Origin of the sequence: Ferrovibrio terrae (assembly GCF_943372915.1) — a bacterium.
GTDB lineage: Bacteria > Pseudomonadota > Alphaproteobacteria > Ferrovibrionales > Ferrovibrionaceae > Ferrovibrio > Ferrovibrio terrae_A.
Window position 1 is genome coordinate 36580 of sequence record NZ_CALSAN010000002.1, and the last position, 15208, is coordinate 51787.

General features: G+C 63.9%; 15 protein-coding genes. 6 read left to right on the forward strand and 9 right to left on the reverse strand.

Going from position 1 to position 15208, the window contains the following annotated elements:
- The first annotated feature begins 194 nt into the window (after nucleotides 1-194).
- Nucleotides 195-758, forward strand: a complete 564-nt coding sequence (locus AAG821_RS01645) for an EF-hand domain-containing protein (RefSeq protein ID WP_341914923.1) — start codon at nucleotides 195-197, stop codon at nucleotides 756-758.
- Nucleotides 759-816: 58 nt separating this feature from the next.
- Here the strand turns inward: AAG821_RS01645 and AAG821_RS01650 are convergent, their stop codons facing one another.
- Genes AAG821_RS01650 through AAG821_RS01665 form a run of 4 tightly spaced genes read right to left on the reverse strand, consistent with a single transcriptional unit; the run spans nucleotide 817 to nucleotide 6537 of the window.
- Complete coding sequence (locus AAG821_RS01650) at nucleotides 817-1899, reverse strand: ROK family protein (RefSeq protein ID WP_341914925.1); 1083 nt, start codon at nucleotides 1897-1899, stop codon at nucleotides 817-819.
- Between the two features lie 43 nt (nucleotides 1900-1942).
- Nucleotides 1943-3829 carry an AAA family ATPase gene (locus AAG821_RS01655; protein ID WP_341914927.1) on the reverse strand — a complete coding sequence of 629 codons (1887 nt, stop codon included), beginning with the start codon at nucleotides 3827-3829 and terminating at the stop codon, nucleotides 1943-1945.
- A gap of 60 nt (nucleotides 3830-3889) precedes the next feature.
- On the reverse strand, nucleotides 3890-4483 hold the full coding sequence (locus tag AAG821_RS01660; protein WP_341914929.1) for a DUF2238 domain-containing protein: 594 nt from the start codon (nucleotides 4481-4483) through the stop codon (nucleotides 3890-3892).
- A gap of 20 nt (nucleotides 4484-4503) precedes the next feature.
- A complete protein-coding gene (locus tag AAG821_RS01665; protein WP_341914931.1) occupies nucleotides 4504-6537 on the reverse strand; it encodes a methylmalonyl-CoA mutase family protein in 2034 nt (677 codons plus the stop codon).
- A 254-nt stretch (nucleotides 6538-6791) separates the two neighbouring features.
- On the opposite strand from AAG821_RS01665, the gene ccrA reads away from it, so the two are divergent.
- On the forward strand, nucleotides 6792-8132 hold the full coding sequence (gene ccrA / locus AAG821_RS01670; RefSeq protein WP_341914933.1) for a crotonyl-CoA carboxylase/reductase: 1341 nt from the start codon (nucleotides 6792-6794) through the stop codon (nucleotides 8130-8132).
- A gap of 91 nt (nucleotides 8133-8223) precedes the next feature.
- A complete protein-coding gene (locus AAG821_RS01675) occupies nucleotides 8224-9924 on the forward strand; it encodes an acyl-CoA dehydrogenase family protein (RefSeq protein ID WP_341914935.1) in 1701 nt (566 codons plus the stop codon).
- On the opposite strand, the gene AAG821_RS01680 is transcribed toward AAG821_RS01675, so the two are convergent.
- The gene (locus AAG821_RS01680) at nucleotides 9921-10868 is read right to left on the reverse strand and encodes a threonine/serine dehydratase (RefSeq protein WP_341914936.1); all 948 of its coding nucleotides are present in this window, start codon (nucleotides 10866-10868) and stop codon (nucleotides 9921-9923) included. The two genes, AAG821_RS01675 and AAG821_RS01680, sit on opposite strands and share 4 nt — an antisense overlap.
- Before the next feature lie 81 nt (nucleotides 10869-10949).
- Here AAG821_RS01680 and AAG821_RS01685 point away from each other — a divergent pair, with 81 nt between their 5' ends.
- Nucleotides 10950-11261 carry a winged helix-turn-helix domain-containing protein gene (locus AAG821_RS01685; protein ID WP_341916196.1) on the forward strand — a complete coding sequence of 104 codons (312 nt, stop codon included), beginning with the start codon at nucleotides 10950-10952 and terminating at the stop codon, nucleotides 11259-11261.
- Here the strand turns inward: AAG821_RS01685 and AAG821_RS01690 are convergent.
- From AAG821_RS01690 to AAG821_RS01705, 4 genes are all read right to left on the reverse strand, one after another.
- The gene (locus AAG821_RS01690; protein WP_341915452.1) at nucleotides 11258-11689 is read right to left on the reverse strand and encodes a MarR family transcriptional regulator; all 432 of its coding nucleotides are present in this window, start codon (nucleotides 11687-11689) and stop codon (nucleotides 11258-11260) included. The two genes, AAG821_RS01685 and AAG821_RS01690, sit on opposite strands and share 4 nt — an antisense overlap.
- Complete coding sequence (locus tag AAG821_RS01695) at nucleotides 11686-12609, reverse strand: DMT family transporter (protein ID WP_341915453.1); 924 nt, start codon at nucleotides 12607-12609, stop codon at nucleotides 11686-11688. Before AAG821_RS01695 ends, AAG821_RS01690 begins: the two co-directional genes overlap by 4 nt.
- On the reverse strand, nucleotides 12610-13290 hold the full coding sequence (locus AAG821_RS01700) for an alanyl-tRNA editing protein (RefSeq protein ID WP_341915454.1): 681 nt from the start codon (nucleotides 13288-13290) through the stop codon (nucleotides 12610-12612).
- 114 nt (nucleotides 13291-13404) lie between these two features.
- Nucleotides 13405-14184, reverse strand: a complete 780-nt coding sequence (locus AAG821_RS01705) for an AraC family transcriptional regulator (RefSeq protein WP_341915456.1) — start codon at nucleotides 14182-14184, stop codon at nucleotides 13405-13407.
- A gap of 201 nt (nucleotides 14185-14385) precedes the next feature.
- Between AAG821_RS01705 and AAG821_RS01710 the strand changes: the two genes are divergently transcribed.
- Both AAG821_RS01710 and AAG821_RS01715 read left to right on the forward strand, forming a co-directional pair.
- Entirely contained in the window at nucleotides 14386-14583 is a 198-nt protein-coding gene (locus AAG821_RS01710) for a twin transmembrane helix small protein (protein WP_341894689.1), read from the forward strand.
- Nucleotides 14584-14595: 12 nt separating this feature from the next.
- Entirely contained in the window at nucleotides 14596-15174 is a 579-nt protein-coding gene (locus AAG821_RS01715; RefSeq protein WP_341915458.1) for a cob(I)yrinic acid a,c-diamide adenosyltransferase, read from the forward strand.
- Nucleotides 15175-15208: the final 34 nt, after the last annotated feature.

Sequence of the window (15208 nt, forward strand, 5' to 3'; positions counted from 1 at the left end):
TGCCGATGCGGATTTGCCGGGCGGGCCGGAGCATCCGCCGCCGCAATCTCCTGAAACAACATCTCTTCGCAGAGTCAGCAGCTTAGTGCCGCGGCCCGATGGCATGCGGCGTGAAGCGCGATTCAGCGGAAGTCTGCCCCGGTGATCGACCGCGGGCCGCCTTCCGATCCACAACGACTGCGAAGGAGATCCACATGAGTAGCATCGAGAGTATCGGTACATCCGGCTACAACCCACTACAGCAGGCCATGCGCCAGCTGTTTTCCAAAAGCGATGCCAATACCGACGGCAAGCTGGAGACCAGCGAGATCAGTTCGCTGCTCGACACGCTGCAGACCAGTTCGTCTGACAGCAGCCTGACATCGGACAGTGTTGTTTCTACTTTTGATGCCGATGGTGACGGCGCCGTTTCCGGTTCGGAATTCGACGCCGGCTTCAAGAAGCTGGCCGAGGACATGCAGAGCACCATGATCGCCCTGCAGGAGAGCGGCCAGATGCCTTCCCCTCCGCCAGGCCCGCCGCCCAGTATGGCAGGTTCATCCTCCGATGAGGACGAGGATGACGACAGCACCACCGTATCGGATCTGCTGGAACTACTGCAAAGCTACAGCAGCGAGGATACCGAGGAGACTGCGTCGAGCAATGCGGCCAACACGACGGATAGCCTGCTGCAGACCTTCCTCAGCCAGCTGGAGACCTATGCCAGAACGCAGGGCTACCAGTCGCAGTCCGGCAACGGCGTTTCCCTGTCGGCCTGAAAGGCATCGACAATGCATTAGCGTTCAGCCGCCCGGACAGAAGGCCTGGGCGGTTTCGCTATGCCTCCATATTGGTGTAGCTGGCATTGCCAAGCCCCGTGCCAATGGTCAAGGCTGCCCAGCATCTGACGTCGCGCATACGCCACACCTCGCTGAGACCCTGCACCACGGCATCGTTATGCAGGGCGATGCTGATGCTTTGGCCATCGATACGGGGCAGGCGCTCGCGCAGGGCCTCGGTCAGGTTGAAGTCCTCGCCCTCCCAGTTTCCCGGCAGGTTCTGCGCCCCGCGCTTGATCCAGCCATCACCCGCGATCAGGCCGGGACAACCGACCGCCACCACCGGCGCCAGTTGCCATTTTCGCCGGGCGGCACGCGCCGCCAGTTCCCGCATCATGCCGCCAAGATGATCGAGCGCCTCCTCGCGCCCCGGCCGTTCATCGCGATGGCGCCAATGCAGCAGGCGCACAACTTCGGCCGTATTGCCCAGCCTGTCCCTGGGCTTGAGGGTAACAATTCCGCAGCGCAGATTGGTGCCGCCGATATCGATGGCGATGAAGCCATCATGATCGCGCATCACATCGGGTGCCAGCAGTTGCAGGCCGCCGAGCAGGCCTGCCTCGTCGGGGTGATGGCTGAGGGGCACCATCTCGATATCGATCTCCGCCTGCCGCAACAGCAGTGCGGCACGGAGGATGGCGATCTCGCCCACCCGGCTGCGCCGCAATCCGCCGCCGACAACGATGCGCTCCACACCCTTCCAGGCCTGCTGCCGCAGGAAACGCTGGGCCACGGCCGAGAGATTCTGCGCGAACTCCTCGATGGCGCCATGCAGGACAGCGGCAGCGCCCAGATCATCGCCGGTGAGGATCGCGTCCATTTCCTGCTTCGAAATATCACGGCCGGGGCTCAGGTCGCTGCCGGCCAGATCGCCGGCATCCTGCCGTAATGTGTCGAGCAGAGCACGAAACGCCCGGCCACTGGCCTTGTCGCCAATAAAACCTTCAGCATCACGCAGTTCGAGATTGTAACTGTCGACATGCACGGCCGGCAGATCGGCAGCACCGTGATACGGCAGTGCAACCGGCTCAGGATCGTGACCGTTATGCGTGCGTGGCTTCCTTGCAGTCTTTGCTGTCACATCGCCCTCGTGAATCCGCGGTGCCCGAGGGCACCCGTCCGATTCAACGTTCGGCGCGGGCCAGCAGTGCCATCAGGATATAGGCCAGCAGCGCAAAGCCGAGGCCGGGCAGCAGGATGTTGCTGGCGACAAAGCCCCAGTCGACGCCGCAGCCGGTGGGAATGCCGCTGCCCCGGCTCATGTCGATCGGGATCAGGCCGCCATGCGGCGTAGGATGACACAGGCCAATCGGTTCGTAGCCATGGGTGCGCAGCATCAGAACGGCATACAGCACGACCGGCAGGCCGAGGCCGGCGATCAGGCTGGTGATGATGCGGCCGGCCATGCTACGTGGCCGGATCAGGCTGGATAAACGCGACAGCACACCTGTCTCCCCGAGAACTGCTGTTTCCGTCTGGTTGGCCTTCGATAGCAGGCCGGGCGCCGGGATGCCAGCGGCAGGGCCGATCCGGCCGCACGCCAGGGCGATCGTGTTTTCGGCGCTGCCGCCTGCATCGAGGCTGCTCCACCCCGGTTCACCCAGCGGCGGCTGCAGTGTCTGGTATTGCCGGGCCACCACGGCAGCCGTGGCATCCGATGCATCGCCCTGCCGCCCCGAGACCCGATCGACCAGAACCGCAAGCGGCGCCGTCAGCCACAGGCCGGTGAATGCCGCATTGCAGTGTTTGGCCAGCGCACCAGCCGCCGCGCGTTCATCGGCACGGCCGAACACGGCATCGAGCACCACCGTGTTGCCGCCCTGCAGCACAATCCGGCCCCACTCCAGCAGCGCGGCATAGACCCGGCGACTGTCCTCGGCCGTGTAGCTTTCGCGCGGCAATGTCTGGGTCAGCGCCACGCCATGCATCTGCTTGCGCAGTACATCGCTGCGCAGCAGCACCCCGCCCCAGGGGCGGTGCCGGAGTTCGGCCGCGAGCGAGCGCGCCACCGTGGTCTTGCCGGTGCCGGAGAATCCGCCCACGGCCATCAGTCGCAAGTCTCCGCCTTGCAGAGAGTGCCGTGCGAGATCCAGGTAACGACCCGCCTCGGCCTGGCCCGCCGGCGTCATGGCGGCGATATGGCAGCGGATCGCCGCACGCAGGGCGACATAGAGCGGCAGCAGACTGAGGCCGGCATAGTCGCCGGTCCGATCGAGATAGCGGTTGAGCGCCCGGTTGGCGAGATCGTGGCAGCCATGCTGCAGCATATCCATCAGCAGGAACGCGAAGTCGTAGAGCGTATCGGTCTCGGCCAGTCCGTCGTCAAATTCCAGGCAGTCGAACAACACCGGCCGGCCATCGATCAGGGCGATATTGCGCAGATGCAGGTCGCCATGGCCGTGGCGCATGCGTCCGTCCGCCTTGCGTTGCAAGAGCACGTCACGCTGGCGCTCGACCTCTGCAGTCAACGCGGCTTCAAAGTCACTCCACGCCCCTGCCGGCAGGGCATCGGGCGCAAGCCGCGCTACCGCTTCCCGGTTCAGGTGCAGCGTGCGGGTGACAGTAGCGACAGGGTCGACATCCACCCGCGTGGCGCGGCTGTGGAAATCCGCGACCGCATCGGCCAGGGCCTCAATCAGCGAAGGCGTCAGGCCATCCCTGGCCGCCAGTTCATCGAGGGTTGAGCCGGAGGGAAAACGACGCATTTCCACCAGCCATTCCACTGGTTCGCCATGACAGGAAAAGCTCACGGCGCCCACATCGTCACGATAGACCGCGCGGCAGCCGAGATAGAGGTCCGGCGCGGTGCGGCGATTGAGCGCCAGTTCGCGTTCGCAGGCGATGCGACGCTGCTGCAGGCTGCCGAAATCGACATAGGGCAGCGTGACGGCCTTTTTCAGTTTCCAGGCGCGGTCGCCGCAGAGAAACACCCGCGAGATATGCGTTTCGATCACGCGCTCGGGCGGCGTGGCAAACAGATTCGTGATATCGGCCGGATTGGGCTCGGTCATAGTGCCAGTCTAGCGCAGCGGCGATGGCGAAAATTTGACCAGGCTCAAAGCGGCGGCGATTTATCTGCTTACACGGGCCATCTGCCGGTCATGCCAGCGGCTGAGCAGCAATGCCGCCATTGCGCCGATCAGGGCCATGAACATATCGGACTGTGTGTCCCACTGGTCGCCCTGGGTGCCGAGGAATTCGTCGGCCCCCTCGCCCATGATCAGAGCCGCCGCCCATTCAACCAGTTCATAGCTGGCACTGATCGCCAGACAGATGCACACGACCAGGAAACCAAGCAGCTTGTCATTCTTCAGCCGGAAAATCCGCAGCAGCAGTTCGCGTGCAACAATCGCCGGCACGAACCCCTGCGCCAGATGCCCGATGCGGTCGTATGGATTGCGCTCCAGCTGCAGCCAGTCCTGCAACCAGAAACCGAGCGGCGTGCGGGCATAGGTATAGGCACCGCCCAGCATCAGGATCAGGCCATGCAGGGCGATCAGGGCCATGGCCAGATCGCTGAACCGGAAGCGCTGCCGCGTGAAAAACAGGATGGGCCAGGCGATGATGGCGGGGAGAACCTCCATCAGCCAGGTGGCGCGGTCGTAAGGCGCAATACCACTGAGCACCAGGCCAATGGCCCAGGCTGCCGTCAGGAGCCAGAACATGCCAGGAAGCATGTATTGAGTTATGCGGCCTTGGACCAGGTGCGGTCAACCAGCGCGACGATGGCGCGCATGATCGCGGTGAGATCGTAATCCTTCGGCGTGAACACCCCGGCGATGCCCGAGGCCTTCAGCCGCGCTTCGTCATCGGGCGGAATGATGCCGCCGACCACCACCGGCACGCCCCCGATGCCTTCCGAGCGCATGCGCTGGATCACCTCGGTGGCCAGTTCGACATGGCTCCCTGACAGGATCGACAGGCCGACCAGATGCACGCCCTCTTCCAGGGCGGCGGCAACGATCTGCTCCGGCGTCAGACGAATGCCTTCGTAAACCACTTCCATGCCGCAATCGCGGGCCTTCACGGCAATCTGCTCAGCACCGTTGGAATGACCATCCAATCCCGGTTTACCGACCAGCAGCTTCAGCGGCCGGCCGAGCCGCTTGGCCACCGCCTTTACCTCATCGCGCAGCTCGTCCATGCCGTCATTGCTGAGCGCGCCACTGGCGGCCGAAACCCCGGTCGGCGCACGGTATTCGCCAAACACCTTGCGCAGCGTGGCCGCCCATTCGCCGGTGGTGACACCGGCCTTGGCGGCAGCGATGCTGGGCTCCATGATGTTGCGGCCATCGCGGGCGGCGGCCTCAATATCCTTCAGGGCCGCATCGACAGCTTTCTGGTCGCGGCTGGCACGCCAGGATTTCAGCCGTTCGATCTGCTCGGATTCAGCGGCCGGATCGACCGTCATGATCGCGCCGCCTTCGGTGGCGACCAGCGGCGACGGTGCGCTTTCGGTGAACTTGTTGACGCCAACCACGGTGATGCTGCCGGTTTCGATGCCGCGCACGCGGGCGGTGTTGCTCTCCACCAATGCCTGCTTAAGGTAACCGCTTTCCACAGCCGTGATGGCACCGCCCATGTCGGCAATGCGCTTCAGTTCGGCACGCGCCGCCTGCTTGAGTTCCTCGACCTTGGCCTCGATGGCCGGATTGCCATCGAACAGGTCGCCGTATTCCAGCAGGTCGGTTTCATAGGCGACGATCTGCTGCAGGCGCAGCGACCATTGCTGGTCCCAGGGCCGTGGCAGGCCCAGCGCCTCGTTCCAGGCCGGCAGCTGCACGGCACGGGCGCGCGCCTTTTTCGACAGCACCACGGCCAGCATCTCCAGCAGGATACGGTAGACGTTGTTTTCCGGCTGCGGTTCGGTGAGGCCGAGCGAATTGACCTGCACGCCGTAGCGGAACATCAGCGCCTTGGGGTCAGTGACGCCATACCGCTCGCGGCCGATCTCCTCCCAGAGATCGACAAAAGCGCGCATCTTGCAGATTTCGGTGACGAACCGGATGCCGGCATTGACGAAGAAGCTGATGCGGCCAAAGGCCTGGGCAAAATCCTCCGGCGGCACCTGGCCGCTGTCGCGCACGGCATCGAGAACCGCGATGGCCGTTGCCAATGCGTAGGCCAGTTCCTGCACCGGCGTGGCACCGGCTTCCTGCAGGTGATAGCTGCAAACGTTGGTCGGATTCCATTTCGGCAGGTCGCGATAGGTGAAGGCGATCACATCGGTGATCAGCCGCATCGACGCTGCCGGCGGAAAGATATAGGTGCCGCGCGAGAGGTATTCCTTGATGATATCGTTCTGCACCGTGCCGTTCAGGTCGGCGCGCTTGGCGCCCTGCTCTTCGGCGACGGCGATATAGAGCGCCAGCAGCCAGGCGGCGGGGGCATTGATGGTCATCGAGGTGTTCATCTGCGCCAGTGGGATCTGGTCGAACAGCACCCGCATGTCGCCCAGATGGCTGATCGGCACGCCCACCTTGCCCACCTCGCCGCGCGCCAGCACATGATCGCTGTCATAGCCGGTCTGGGTCGGCAGATCGAAAGCCACCGACAGGCCGGTCTGCCCGCGGCCCAGGTTGGTCCGGTACAGCTCATTTGAGGCCGTGGCCGAGCTGTGGCCTGAATAAGTGCGGAACAACCAGGGCTTTTCCCGGTTACTGTCAGGCCCCTTTTCGCGGGTGCGAAGGCCATCTTTGTCAGGACGAGTCGCGGACATAATTTTATTCCGTGTCAAGTTAACCTAAGGTCATTTAATTTCTCGTTGCGCCGATGATGGGAAATATCATAACGTCTGCTGCATTGCAAAACGATCTTGCCATTTTTTCGCTTCTGCAAAAAGATGGTAGCCGCTTTGCAGTGCACCATCTCACGGGCCCGGTAAGGCTAATCCCGGCCGAACCGGCCCAACAAGCAGAAACCTGCACCCGTTAACGGGTGCCGTAACAGGGATAGCACAGGAGGAGTTTCGCCATGTCGAATGCGGGTGGATCCGTGGTCGCTTTGCCGACCGCCCAGGCCCAGGCAGCCCAAACCGCCGCCAAGGCGCAGGGCGCAGCCGGCGCGCTGAAGGATCTTTATGAGGTGGGCGAGATCCCCCCCCTCGGCCATGTGCCGAAACAGATGTATGGCTGGGCAATCCGCCGCGAGCGCCACGGCCCGCCGGAGCAGTCGATGCAGCTGGAAGTGCTGCCGACGCCCGAGATCGATGCCGACGAGGTGCTGATCCTCGTGATGGCTGCAGGCGTGAATTACAACGGCGTCTGGGCCGGGCTCGGCGTGCCGATCTCGCCCTTCGATGTGCACAAGGCCCCCTTCCATATTGCCGGCTCCGATGCCTCGGGCATCGTCTATGCCGTCGGCCGCCGCGTGAAGCGCTGGAAAGTCGGCGACGAGGTCATCGTCCACTGCAACCAGGATGACGGCGACGACGAGGAGTGCAATGGCGGCGATCCGATGAATTCGCCGACCCAGCGCATCTGGGGCTATGAGACGCCGGACGGCAGCTTCGCGCAGTTTGCCCGCGTGCAATCGCGCCAGCTGATGCCGCGTCCCAAGCACCTGACCTGGGAGGAAAGCGCCTGCTACACGCTGACGCTCGCCACCGCCTATCGCATGCTGTTCGGCCATCGCCCGCATATCCTGCGGCCGGGCCACAATGTGCTGGTCTGGGGCGCTGCCGGCGGGCTGGGCTCGATGGCGATCCAGCTGATCGCGATTTCCGGTGCCAATGCCATCGGCGTGATTTCCGATGAATCGAAACGCGATTTCGTCATGAGCCTGGGCGCCAAGGGCGTGGTCAACCGCAATGGCTACGACTGCTGGGGGCAGCTGCCGCCGGTCATGGATACCGAAAAATACGGCTCCTACATGAAGAAGTGCCGCGAGTTCGGTAAGGGCATCTGGGAAATCACCGGCAAGGGCAACGATGTCGACTTCGTGTTCGAACATCCGGGCGAGCAGACCTTCCCGGTCTCCTGCTTCGTGGTGAAGCGCGGCGGCATGGTGGTGTTCTGCGCCGGCACGACCGGTTTCAACCTCACCTTCGACGCACGCTTCGTGTGGATGCGACAGAAGCGCATCCAGGGCAGCCATTTCGCCAACCTGCTGCAGGCCAGCCAGGCCAACCAGCTGGTGATCGAACGCCGCCTCGATCCCTGTATGTCGGAAGTGTTCAGCTGGGCCGATATCCCACGCGCCCATACCAAGATGTGGAAGAACCAGCACAAGCCCGGCAACATGGCGGTGCTGGTCAGCGCCAAGATTCCGGGCCTGCGTACCATTGAGGATGCGATCGAAGCAGGGAATTCATAATCCCTCTCGATGCTGACCGGCTGGCGGGGGCAACCTCGCCAGCCGACTTTCCCGATCTGATGTCTTATTCCGATTTCCCAGCGAGCCCCGCATGTCTGCCGTACTGAAACCCGCTCCCGTTGCCGATACCCTGCTGATCAGCGACCTGCTGCCGACCTGCGCCAAGGCCCTGGAAGCGGCCGAGCAGTTGCTGGGTCACGCCACGGCGGCCGTAGCGCAGCGTGTGCGCGGTGCCGATGGCAGCATCGATGCCGTCAAGCTGGAGGATGAGCAGTTTGCCACCCATGGGCTGGCCTGGCTGGCCACCTATGTGGCGACGCTGAAGGAAAGCCTGCACTGGGCCGAACGTTTGCGGGACGATGGCAAACTGCGCGAACTGGAGCAACTGATCCTGCAGGCGGGCTTTGGTGAATACCTGGCCCAGATGCTGGGCGGTATCAGCATGAGCCAGGTGGAAATCTGCCGCCTCTCCGATCTTGGTGTCGCTCCGGAAGCACAGCAGGCCCTGCTGGTGCCGGCGGTGAAGGCCCTGATCGCCGGCGGCAACATCCCGCCGGTGCGCAGCCGTATTGCCGAGCTGATCAAGGACGGCCTCGATACCGGCGATTTCGGCGAGCTGGGCCTCGACGAGACCATGGCCATGGTGCGTGAACAGTTCCGCCGCTTCGGCCAGGACAAGGTCATCCCCTTCGCGCATGACTGGCACCGCAAGGATGAATTCATTCCGATGAGCGTGGTGGAGGAGATGGCCGAACTCGGCGTCTTCGGCCTTACCATTCCGGAAGAATACGGCGGTCATGGCCTGGGCAAGACGGCGATGTGCGTCGTCTCGGAAGAACTGAGCCGCTGCTATATCGGTGTCGGCAGCCTCGGTACCCGCGCCGAGATCGCCGCTGAACTGATCCTGCGCGGTGGCACGGAAGACCAGCGCAAGCAGTGGCTGCCCAAGCTGGCGTCCGGCGAGATCCTGCCCACCGCCGTTTTCACCGAACCGAATACCGGCTCCGATCTGGGTTCCTTGCGCACCCGCGCCGTGAAAGATGGCGATGTCTACAAGGTGACCGGCAACAAGACCTGGATCACCCACGCTGCCCGCACCGACCTGATGACCCTGCTGGCGCGCACCGACCCCAATGAAAAGGGTTATCGCGGCCTGTCCATGTTCCTGGCCGAGAAGCCGCGCGGCGACGACGCCAACCCCTTCCCCGCCGAAGGTATGACCGGCGGCGAGATCGAGGTGCTGGGCTATCGCGGCATGAAGGAATACGAGATCGGATTCGACGGCTTCGAGGTGAAAGCCGAGAATCTGCTGGGCCAGCGCGAAGGTCAGGGCTTCAAGCAGCTGATGGAGACTTTCGAATCAGCCCGCATCCAGACCGGTGCACGCGCGCTTGGTGTGGCACAATGCGCGATGGAGCTGGGCCTGAAATATGCCAATGAGCGCATCCAGTTCGGCAAGCCGATCTACAGCTTCCCGCGCGTGCATGGCAAGATCGCCTGGATGGCGGTCGAAACCATGCTGGCGCGGCAGCTGTGCTATTTCGCCGCGCGCGAAAAGGACCAGGGCCGCCGCTGCGACCTGGAAGCCGGCATGGCCAAGCTGCTGGCCGCCCGCATCGCCTGGGCCAATGCCGACAATGCCCTGCAGGTGCATGGCGGCAACGGCTATGCCGAGGAATATCCGATAAGCCGCGTGCTGTGCGACGCGCGTATCCTCAACATCTTCGAGGGTGCCGCCGAGATTCAGGCGCAGGTGATCGCCCGCCGCCTGCTGGAAACCCGCAACGGCTAGCCGCCGATAAAGTCCATGCTGGTCGGGTTGCTGCCGCAGATCAGCACGGCGACTTTCTCACCGGCCTTCGGCACGTAGCGGCCTGACAGCAGCGCCGCGAAAGCCGCCGCACCGCCCGGCTCGGCCACCAGCCGCAGTTTGTCCCACAATGCCTTCTGCGCGTCGCGGATCGCGTCGTCGGTCACCAGCACGGATTCTGCCACACCCTTCTGCGCAATCGGAAACATCAGGCTGCCGACCTGCTTCGGTGCCAGCGAGTCCGCCGCCACGCCGCCGGCCGGCGCGTCCACCGGATGGCCCGCCTTGAGTGCCATATGCAGGGTCGGCGCCGCTTCGGGTTCCACGGCAACAACCTTCACCTTGCCCACATACCAAGCGGCAATACCCCCGATCAGGCCACCGCCGCCGACGGCGACCAAAAGGGTGTCGATCTCCGGCAGCTGCTGCTCCAGTTCCAGTCCAACGCTGCCTTGGCCGATCAGCGTTTCCGGCTGGTCATAGGCGTGGATTGCCATGGCACCGCTTTGTGCCAGCCAGGCCTCGCTGGCCGCCAACGCATCGGCATAGCGGTCGCCGCCCACCACCAGGTCGGCACCATAGCCGCGAATACGCGCGATCTTCATCGGCGCCGCGATGCTGGGTACGAAAATCTTGGCCGGCACTTTCAGCATCATCGCAGCATAGGCGACCGCCGCGCCGTGGTTGCCGCCGGATGCGGCCACCACACCCGCCCTCGGCACCTCTCGCGCCAGCAGGCTGCTGAAAGCGCCGCGCGGCTTGAATGAGCCGGAATGCTGCAGCAGTTCCAGCTTGAGATTCACATCCGGGACCGGCAGGCCGAAATCGGCACCACTCACTGCCATTACAGGCGTGCGCCGGATATAGGGCGCGATGCGCGGATAATTGGCGGCAATGGCGGCGCGATCAACGACAGGCTGGGTCATGGGGCTCGGGGGATGGTGAGGTGAAGGACAGAGGCGTGGAAACCAGCTTGACTATAATTAGGAAAATGGCTAATTGGCAATATGTCTTCCAAAGAAACATCTCTCGCCGCCTTCCGGGCGCTGGCCAGCGACCGACGCCTCGCCATCCTGGACTGGCTGCGCGATCCGAAGGCGCATTTCCGTCCGCAGGTGGATGGCGACCTGGTGAAGGATGGCGTCTGCGGCCTGCTGATCGCCGAGAAGCTGGGGGTCAGCCAACCCACCGCCAGCGAACACCTGAAGATCCTGCAGCAGGCCGGTCTGCTGCAGGGCAAGCGCATCAGGCAGTGGACCTTCTATCGCCGCGATGAAGCGGCCATCGCCAAACTGAAGCAGGCCCTGCGCGCGCTTTAATCCAGCAGACGCTGGATGGTCTGCATTGCAGCCAGCAGCCTGTGCTGATTGTCCTGGCTGAGCGATCTCAGCATCCGGGCGACCTCACGACTGGCGGCACGATCCAGCGGCGCAAAAGCCGCCCGGCCCGCCGGTGTCAGGCGCAGCCAGTATTCGCGCCTGTCTTGCGGACTGGCGTCACGTGTCAGCAGGCCGTCGCGACGGAAACGCTGCAGGATACGACTGAGGTAACCGGCATCCAGACCTAGCCGATGGCCTAGCGCGCGTGCCGTGGTGGCTGGTCCATGGGCCAGTTCGAACAGCACCCGTACCTCGGTGAGCGAGAAGGCGCTGCGCAGCAGGCTGTCGTCCAGCGCGCCAACATATTGCGTGTAGAAGCGGTTGAACCGCCGCACCGCAGCGATGCGTTCGGCCGCCCGGATGGTCATGACACTCTGCGCATCTTCCGCGCCGGAAGGGTGGCCAGGCCAAAGCCGGCGAGGATCAGCGCAATACCGACAGCATGGAAGCCATGCACTGGTTCACCCAGCAGGGCAAAAGCGAGAATGGCTGTGAAAACGGCCACAAGGTGAAACGAAACGCCGGTCACCGCCGCCCCCAACATGGCCACACAACGGTTCCACAGGATGAAGGCCAGCAGGGAGGCAAAGATGCCGATATAGAGCACAGCCGATAGCGAAGCCGCATCAAAGGGAAGCACCGCACCATCGGCCAGTTCCCAGAGCCAGAAGGGCAACAATACCAGCAGGCCGGCTATCATGGTGGCGGCCAGAAACGCCAAAGGGTCGAGTGCTGCCGGCCGGCGCCGTAGCAGAACCGAATAGAGCGCATAATTCAGAATGGCCAACAGCACCAGCAGGTCGGCACGCTCAAACCGCAGGGTCAGCAATGCCTGCATCTCGCCGCGCGAGACAATCCAGCTGATCCCCAGGAAGGAAACCGCGATGCCGAGCGCCGTGCGATAGGGCACGGTTTCACGGGTCAGCACGAAGGCGGCGACCGGAATCATCAGCGGCAAGGTGGAATTGAGAAAAGCAACATTCACCGCCGGCACCGTACGCAAGGCGACATAGGCCAATGCGTTGTAGCCGGCGATCCCGAATGTACCGCAGAGCAGAATCAGCCAGCGTTGCTGCCACAGCAGCGCGCGCTGGCGCCACAGCATTCGCAATACGAAAGGCAGCAACACAGCCAGCGCCACCACCCAGCGCCCGACTGCCAGCGTCACCGGCGGCATGGTGTCAGCCAGGCTGCGTCCAAGCACCAGGTTACCGGCCCAGAAAGCCGGAGGCAGCCAGAGCAGCAGATATGGCCGCTGCCAGATCGCATTCAGCCAGTGGGCCATCATTCAGCCCGCAAGGCCGATGCGCATGCGCCGGTTATGCCGACCCTTGTTATCGATCTTGAGAATGCGGACCGGTCGCGATGCGCCGGTCGAGACCAGGTGGGTGCCACCACAGGCCTGACGGTCAAGCCCGGCGATTTCGATGATGCGGATCAGGCCATCGGTGGTGGGCGGCGGCGTCACCGAGCGTGACCGCAACAGACCCTTCTCGTCATAGGCATCGTCGAGCGGAAGATAGGTTTCCCTCACCGGCAGATCCTGGCGGATCGCATCGTTGATCGCCGGCTCCAGGGCCCGCAGGCGATCGTTATCGGCATCGGGCAGATCGAAGTCGATCCGTGCCGTGGCGTCGGCATTCATCTGCACGCCGGTGACCAGCGCCCCATCGAAGGCCTGGAAGACCAGGGCATTGAGGATATGCAGATCGGTGTGCAGTTCACGCATGGTCTGGCGAAATGCCGGATCGACCTGCGCCTCCACCTCTCCGGTCAGTTCAACCGGGTGCTGCAGCCTGATCCAGAGCTGGCAATCGATACTCTCAAAGCCTTCCACTGCAACCGTGCCGCCGCTCCAGGCCAGTACTCCCAGATCAGGCAACTGACCGCCACCACCCGGATAGAAAGGCATCTCGGCCAGGCGGACCAGGCCGGGCCGGCTGGCCAGCACCGTACTGCGCAGGGTCATGACTTCGGGATTCAGGTGACAGAAATACCGTGACATCGCTTCCTCATCGTCCAAAGGCGGACGGTAGGCAGGCGAAGGATCAGCTTCTTGGCAAAAATTGCGCGATGCGGTCGGTCAGGCAACCTGGGCAGCGACAAACTGCCGGGGCGTAATGCCGTAGACCCGGCGGAAATGCCGGTTGAGGGCACTCTGGTCGAAAAAGCCGGCGGCCAGCGCCGCCTCGGCAATCGGCATGCCGTCCCGCAGATGACGCAGGGCGGCCTTCAGCCGGATCTGGGTGAGGTAGGCATGCGGGGTCAGCCCGGTGGCCTGGCGGAACAGCCGGATCAGCTGAAACGAACTGAGACCCAGCGGATCGCTGAGATCGTCCAGCATCAGGCGCTCAGGATGGCGCTCCTCCATCACTGCCAGCAGTTGCCGCATCGGATGCCGCCCCCTGGCGGCTTCTGCGGCCGGGCGCTGCTGGCTGCCATAGCGGCCCGCGAGCATTGCAAAGCCCTGCGCCAGCAATTCCTGCTGGTGCAGAGGATCATCGGCCTGTTCAAGCACGCAATGCAGGCTGTGAAACAGGCTCACCAGTTCCGGATCGCGAAACAGGTTGGCCGTGAAATAGGCCGGCCGGGGCAGATCGGCCAAACGGGCCGACTCGGCGATGGCCTGTCCGTCCAGATATATAGAGCGGTAGCGCCAGCGCAGGCTGCGGGCCATGCGGCCCGAATGCGGCTCATCGGGATTGAAGACCAGGAGGACATCCTCGCGGGCTTCCTCGGTATGGCCGCGGCTCGTGAATTCGGCCCCGCCGGCCTCGGTGACGGCCACCACCAGAGCGTCATGACTGTGCGGGGCATAATCGTGGCGGGTGAAATCGGCATGCAGCAGACTGAGCCCCGGCATATGCCGGTTCTCCCAGTATCGCACCAAATTCTTCGCGCTTGCCTGCACGGCATGGCCTCCAGTCCGGAAACAGAATAGAAGCCGGCCGGGCCCAGAGCCACCGGATTGTGTCCTGCCTGCGGCCTTGCGCCGCGCCCCGGATCACCGCCAGACCCCATCAGGCCGTTGGATTGCCCCCGTCTGACACTATATCCTCCGGTCATGCAGACAGTCGTCAACATGCTGATCCCGGCCTTTGCCGTCGCCACCTTCCTGGTGCTGTGCGTGGGCATCTTTGCCCTGTTCCGGGGTGGCCGCTTCAACCGCTCCTATTCCAACCTGCTGATGCGCTGGCGCATCCTGCTGCAGTTCATTGCCATTATCCTGATTGGCATTGCCAGTTTTGCCTTCCGCAACTAAGGCCGCTTCGCCATGGTGAAACTCGACCGGATCTATACGCGCGGCGGCGACAAGGGCATGACCTCGCTGGGGAACGGCGAGCGCGTCCCCAAGCACGATCTGCGGGTCGAGGCCTATGGCGCGGTGGACGAGGCCAATGCCACCATCGGCATGGCGCGGCTGCATACGGCAGAGACCGATCTGGATGCCATGCTGTCGCGCATCCAGAATGACCTGTTCGACCTGGGCGCCGACCTGTCGACCCCGGAAGACGAAGAGAGCGATCCGCGCCGCCGCCCCGCCCTGCGGGTCGACCAGGTGCAGGTCGACCGGCTGGAAGCCGAGATCGACGCCATGAACAGCCGGCTCAGCCCGCTGACATCTTTTATACTGCCCGGCGGCAGCCCGGCAGCGGCCTATCTGCATCTGGCCCGCACCGTGGTCCGCCGCGCCGAGCGGCTGGTCACCGCCCTGCAGGATGCGGAACGGGTCAATCCGGCGGCACTCAGCTATATCAACCGGCTGTCCGACCACCTGTTTGTAGCCGCCCGCCACGCCAACCGGGATGGCGCTGCGGATGTGCTCTGGGTGCCCGGCCTCAACCGCGGCTGACCCGGGCCGGGCCGGAAAGAGCCCGGCAAATTCT

What these genes read in the sequence shown, in the direction of transcription:
- AAG821_RS01680 (WP_341914936.1), bottom strand. Translation starts at nt 10,868, where the DNA reads ATGACCCAGCCTGTCGTTGATCGCGCCGCCATTGCCGCCAATTATCCG.
- AAG821_RS01655 (WP_341914927.1), bottom strand. Translation starts at nt 3,829, where the DNA reads ATGACCGAGCCCAATCCGGCCGATATCACGAATCTGTTTGCCACGCCG.
- AAG821_RS01665 (WP_341914931.1), bottom strand. Translation starts at nt 6,537, where the DNA reads ATGTCCGCGACTCGTCCTGACAAAGATGGCCTTCGCACCCGCGAAAAG.
- AAG821_RS01715 (WP_341915458.1), top strand. Translation starts at nt 14,596, where the DNA reads ATGGTGAAACTCGACCGGATCTATACGCGCGGCGGCGACAAGGGCATG.
- AAG821_RS01695 (WP_341915453.1), bottom strand. Translation starts at nt 12,609, where the DNA reads ATGATGGCCCACTGGCTGAATGCGATCTGGCAGCGGCCATATCTGCTG.
- AAG821_RS01705 (WP_341915456.1), bottom strand. Translation starts at nt 14,184, where the DNA reads ATGCCGGGGCTCAGTCTGCTGCATGCCGATTTCACCCGCCACGATTAT.
- AAG821_RS01710 (WP_341894689.1), top strand. Translation starts at nt 14,386, where the DNA reads ATGCAGACAGTCGTCAACATGCTGATCCCGGCCTTTGCCGTCGCCACC.
- AAG821_RS01690 (WP_341915452.1), bottom strand. Translation starts at nt 11,689, where the DNA reads ATGACCATCCGGGCGGCCGAACGCATCGCTGCGGTGCGGCGGTTCAAC.
- AAG821_RS01685 (WP_341916196.1), top strand. Translation starts at nt 10,950, where the DNA reads ATGTCTTCCAAAGAAACATCTCTCGCCGCCTTCCGGGCGCTGGCCAGC.
- AAG821_RS01645 (WP_341914923.1), top strand. Translation starts at nt 195, where the DNA reads ATGAGTAGCATCGAGAGTATCGGTACATCCGGCTACAACCCACTACAG.
- AAG821_RS01660 (WP_341914929.1), bottom strand. Translation starts at nt 4,483, where the DNA reads ATGTTCTGGCTCCTGACGGCAGCCTGGGCCATTGGCCTGGTGCTCAGT.
- AAG821_RS01700 (WP_341915454.1), bottom strand. Translation starts at nt 13,290, where the DNA reads ATGACCCTGCGCAGTACGGTGCTGGCCAGCCGGCCCGGCCTGGTCCGC.
- AAG821_RS01675 (WP_341914935.1), top strand. Translation starts at nt 8,224, where the DNA reads ATGTCTGCCGTACTGAAACCCGCTCCCGTTGCCGATACCCTGCTGATC.
- ccrA (WP_341914933.1), top strand. Translation starts at nt 6,792, where the DNA reads ATGTCGAATGCGGGTGGATCCGTGGTCGCTTTGCCGACCGCCCAGGCC.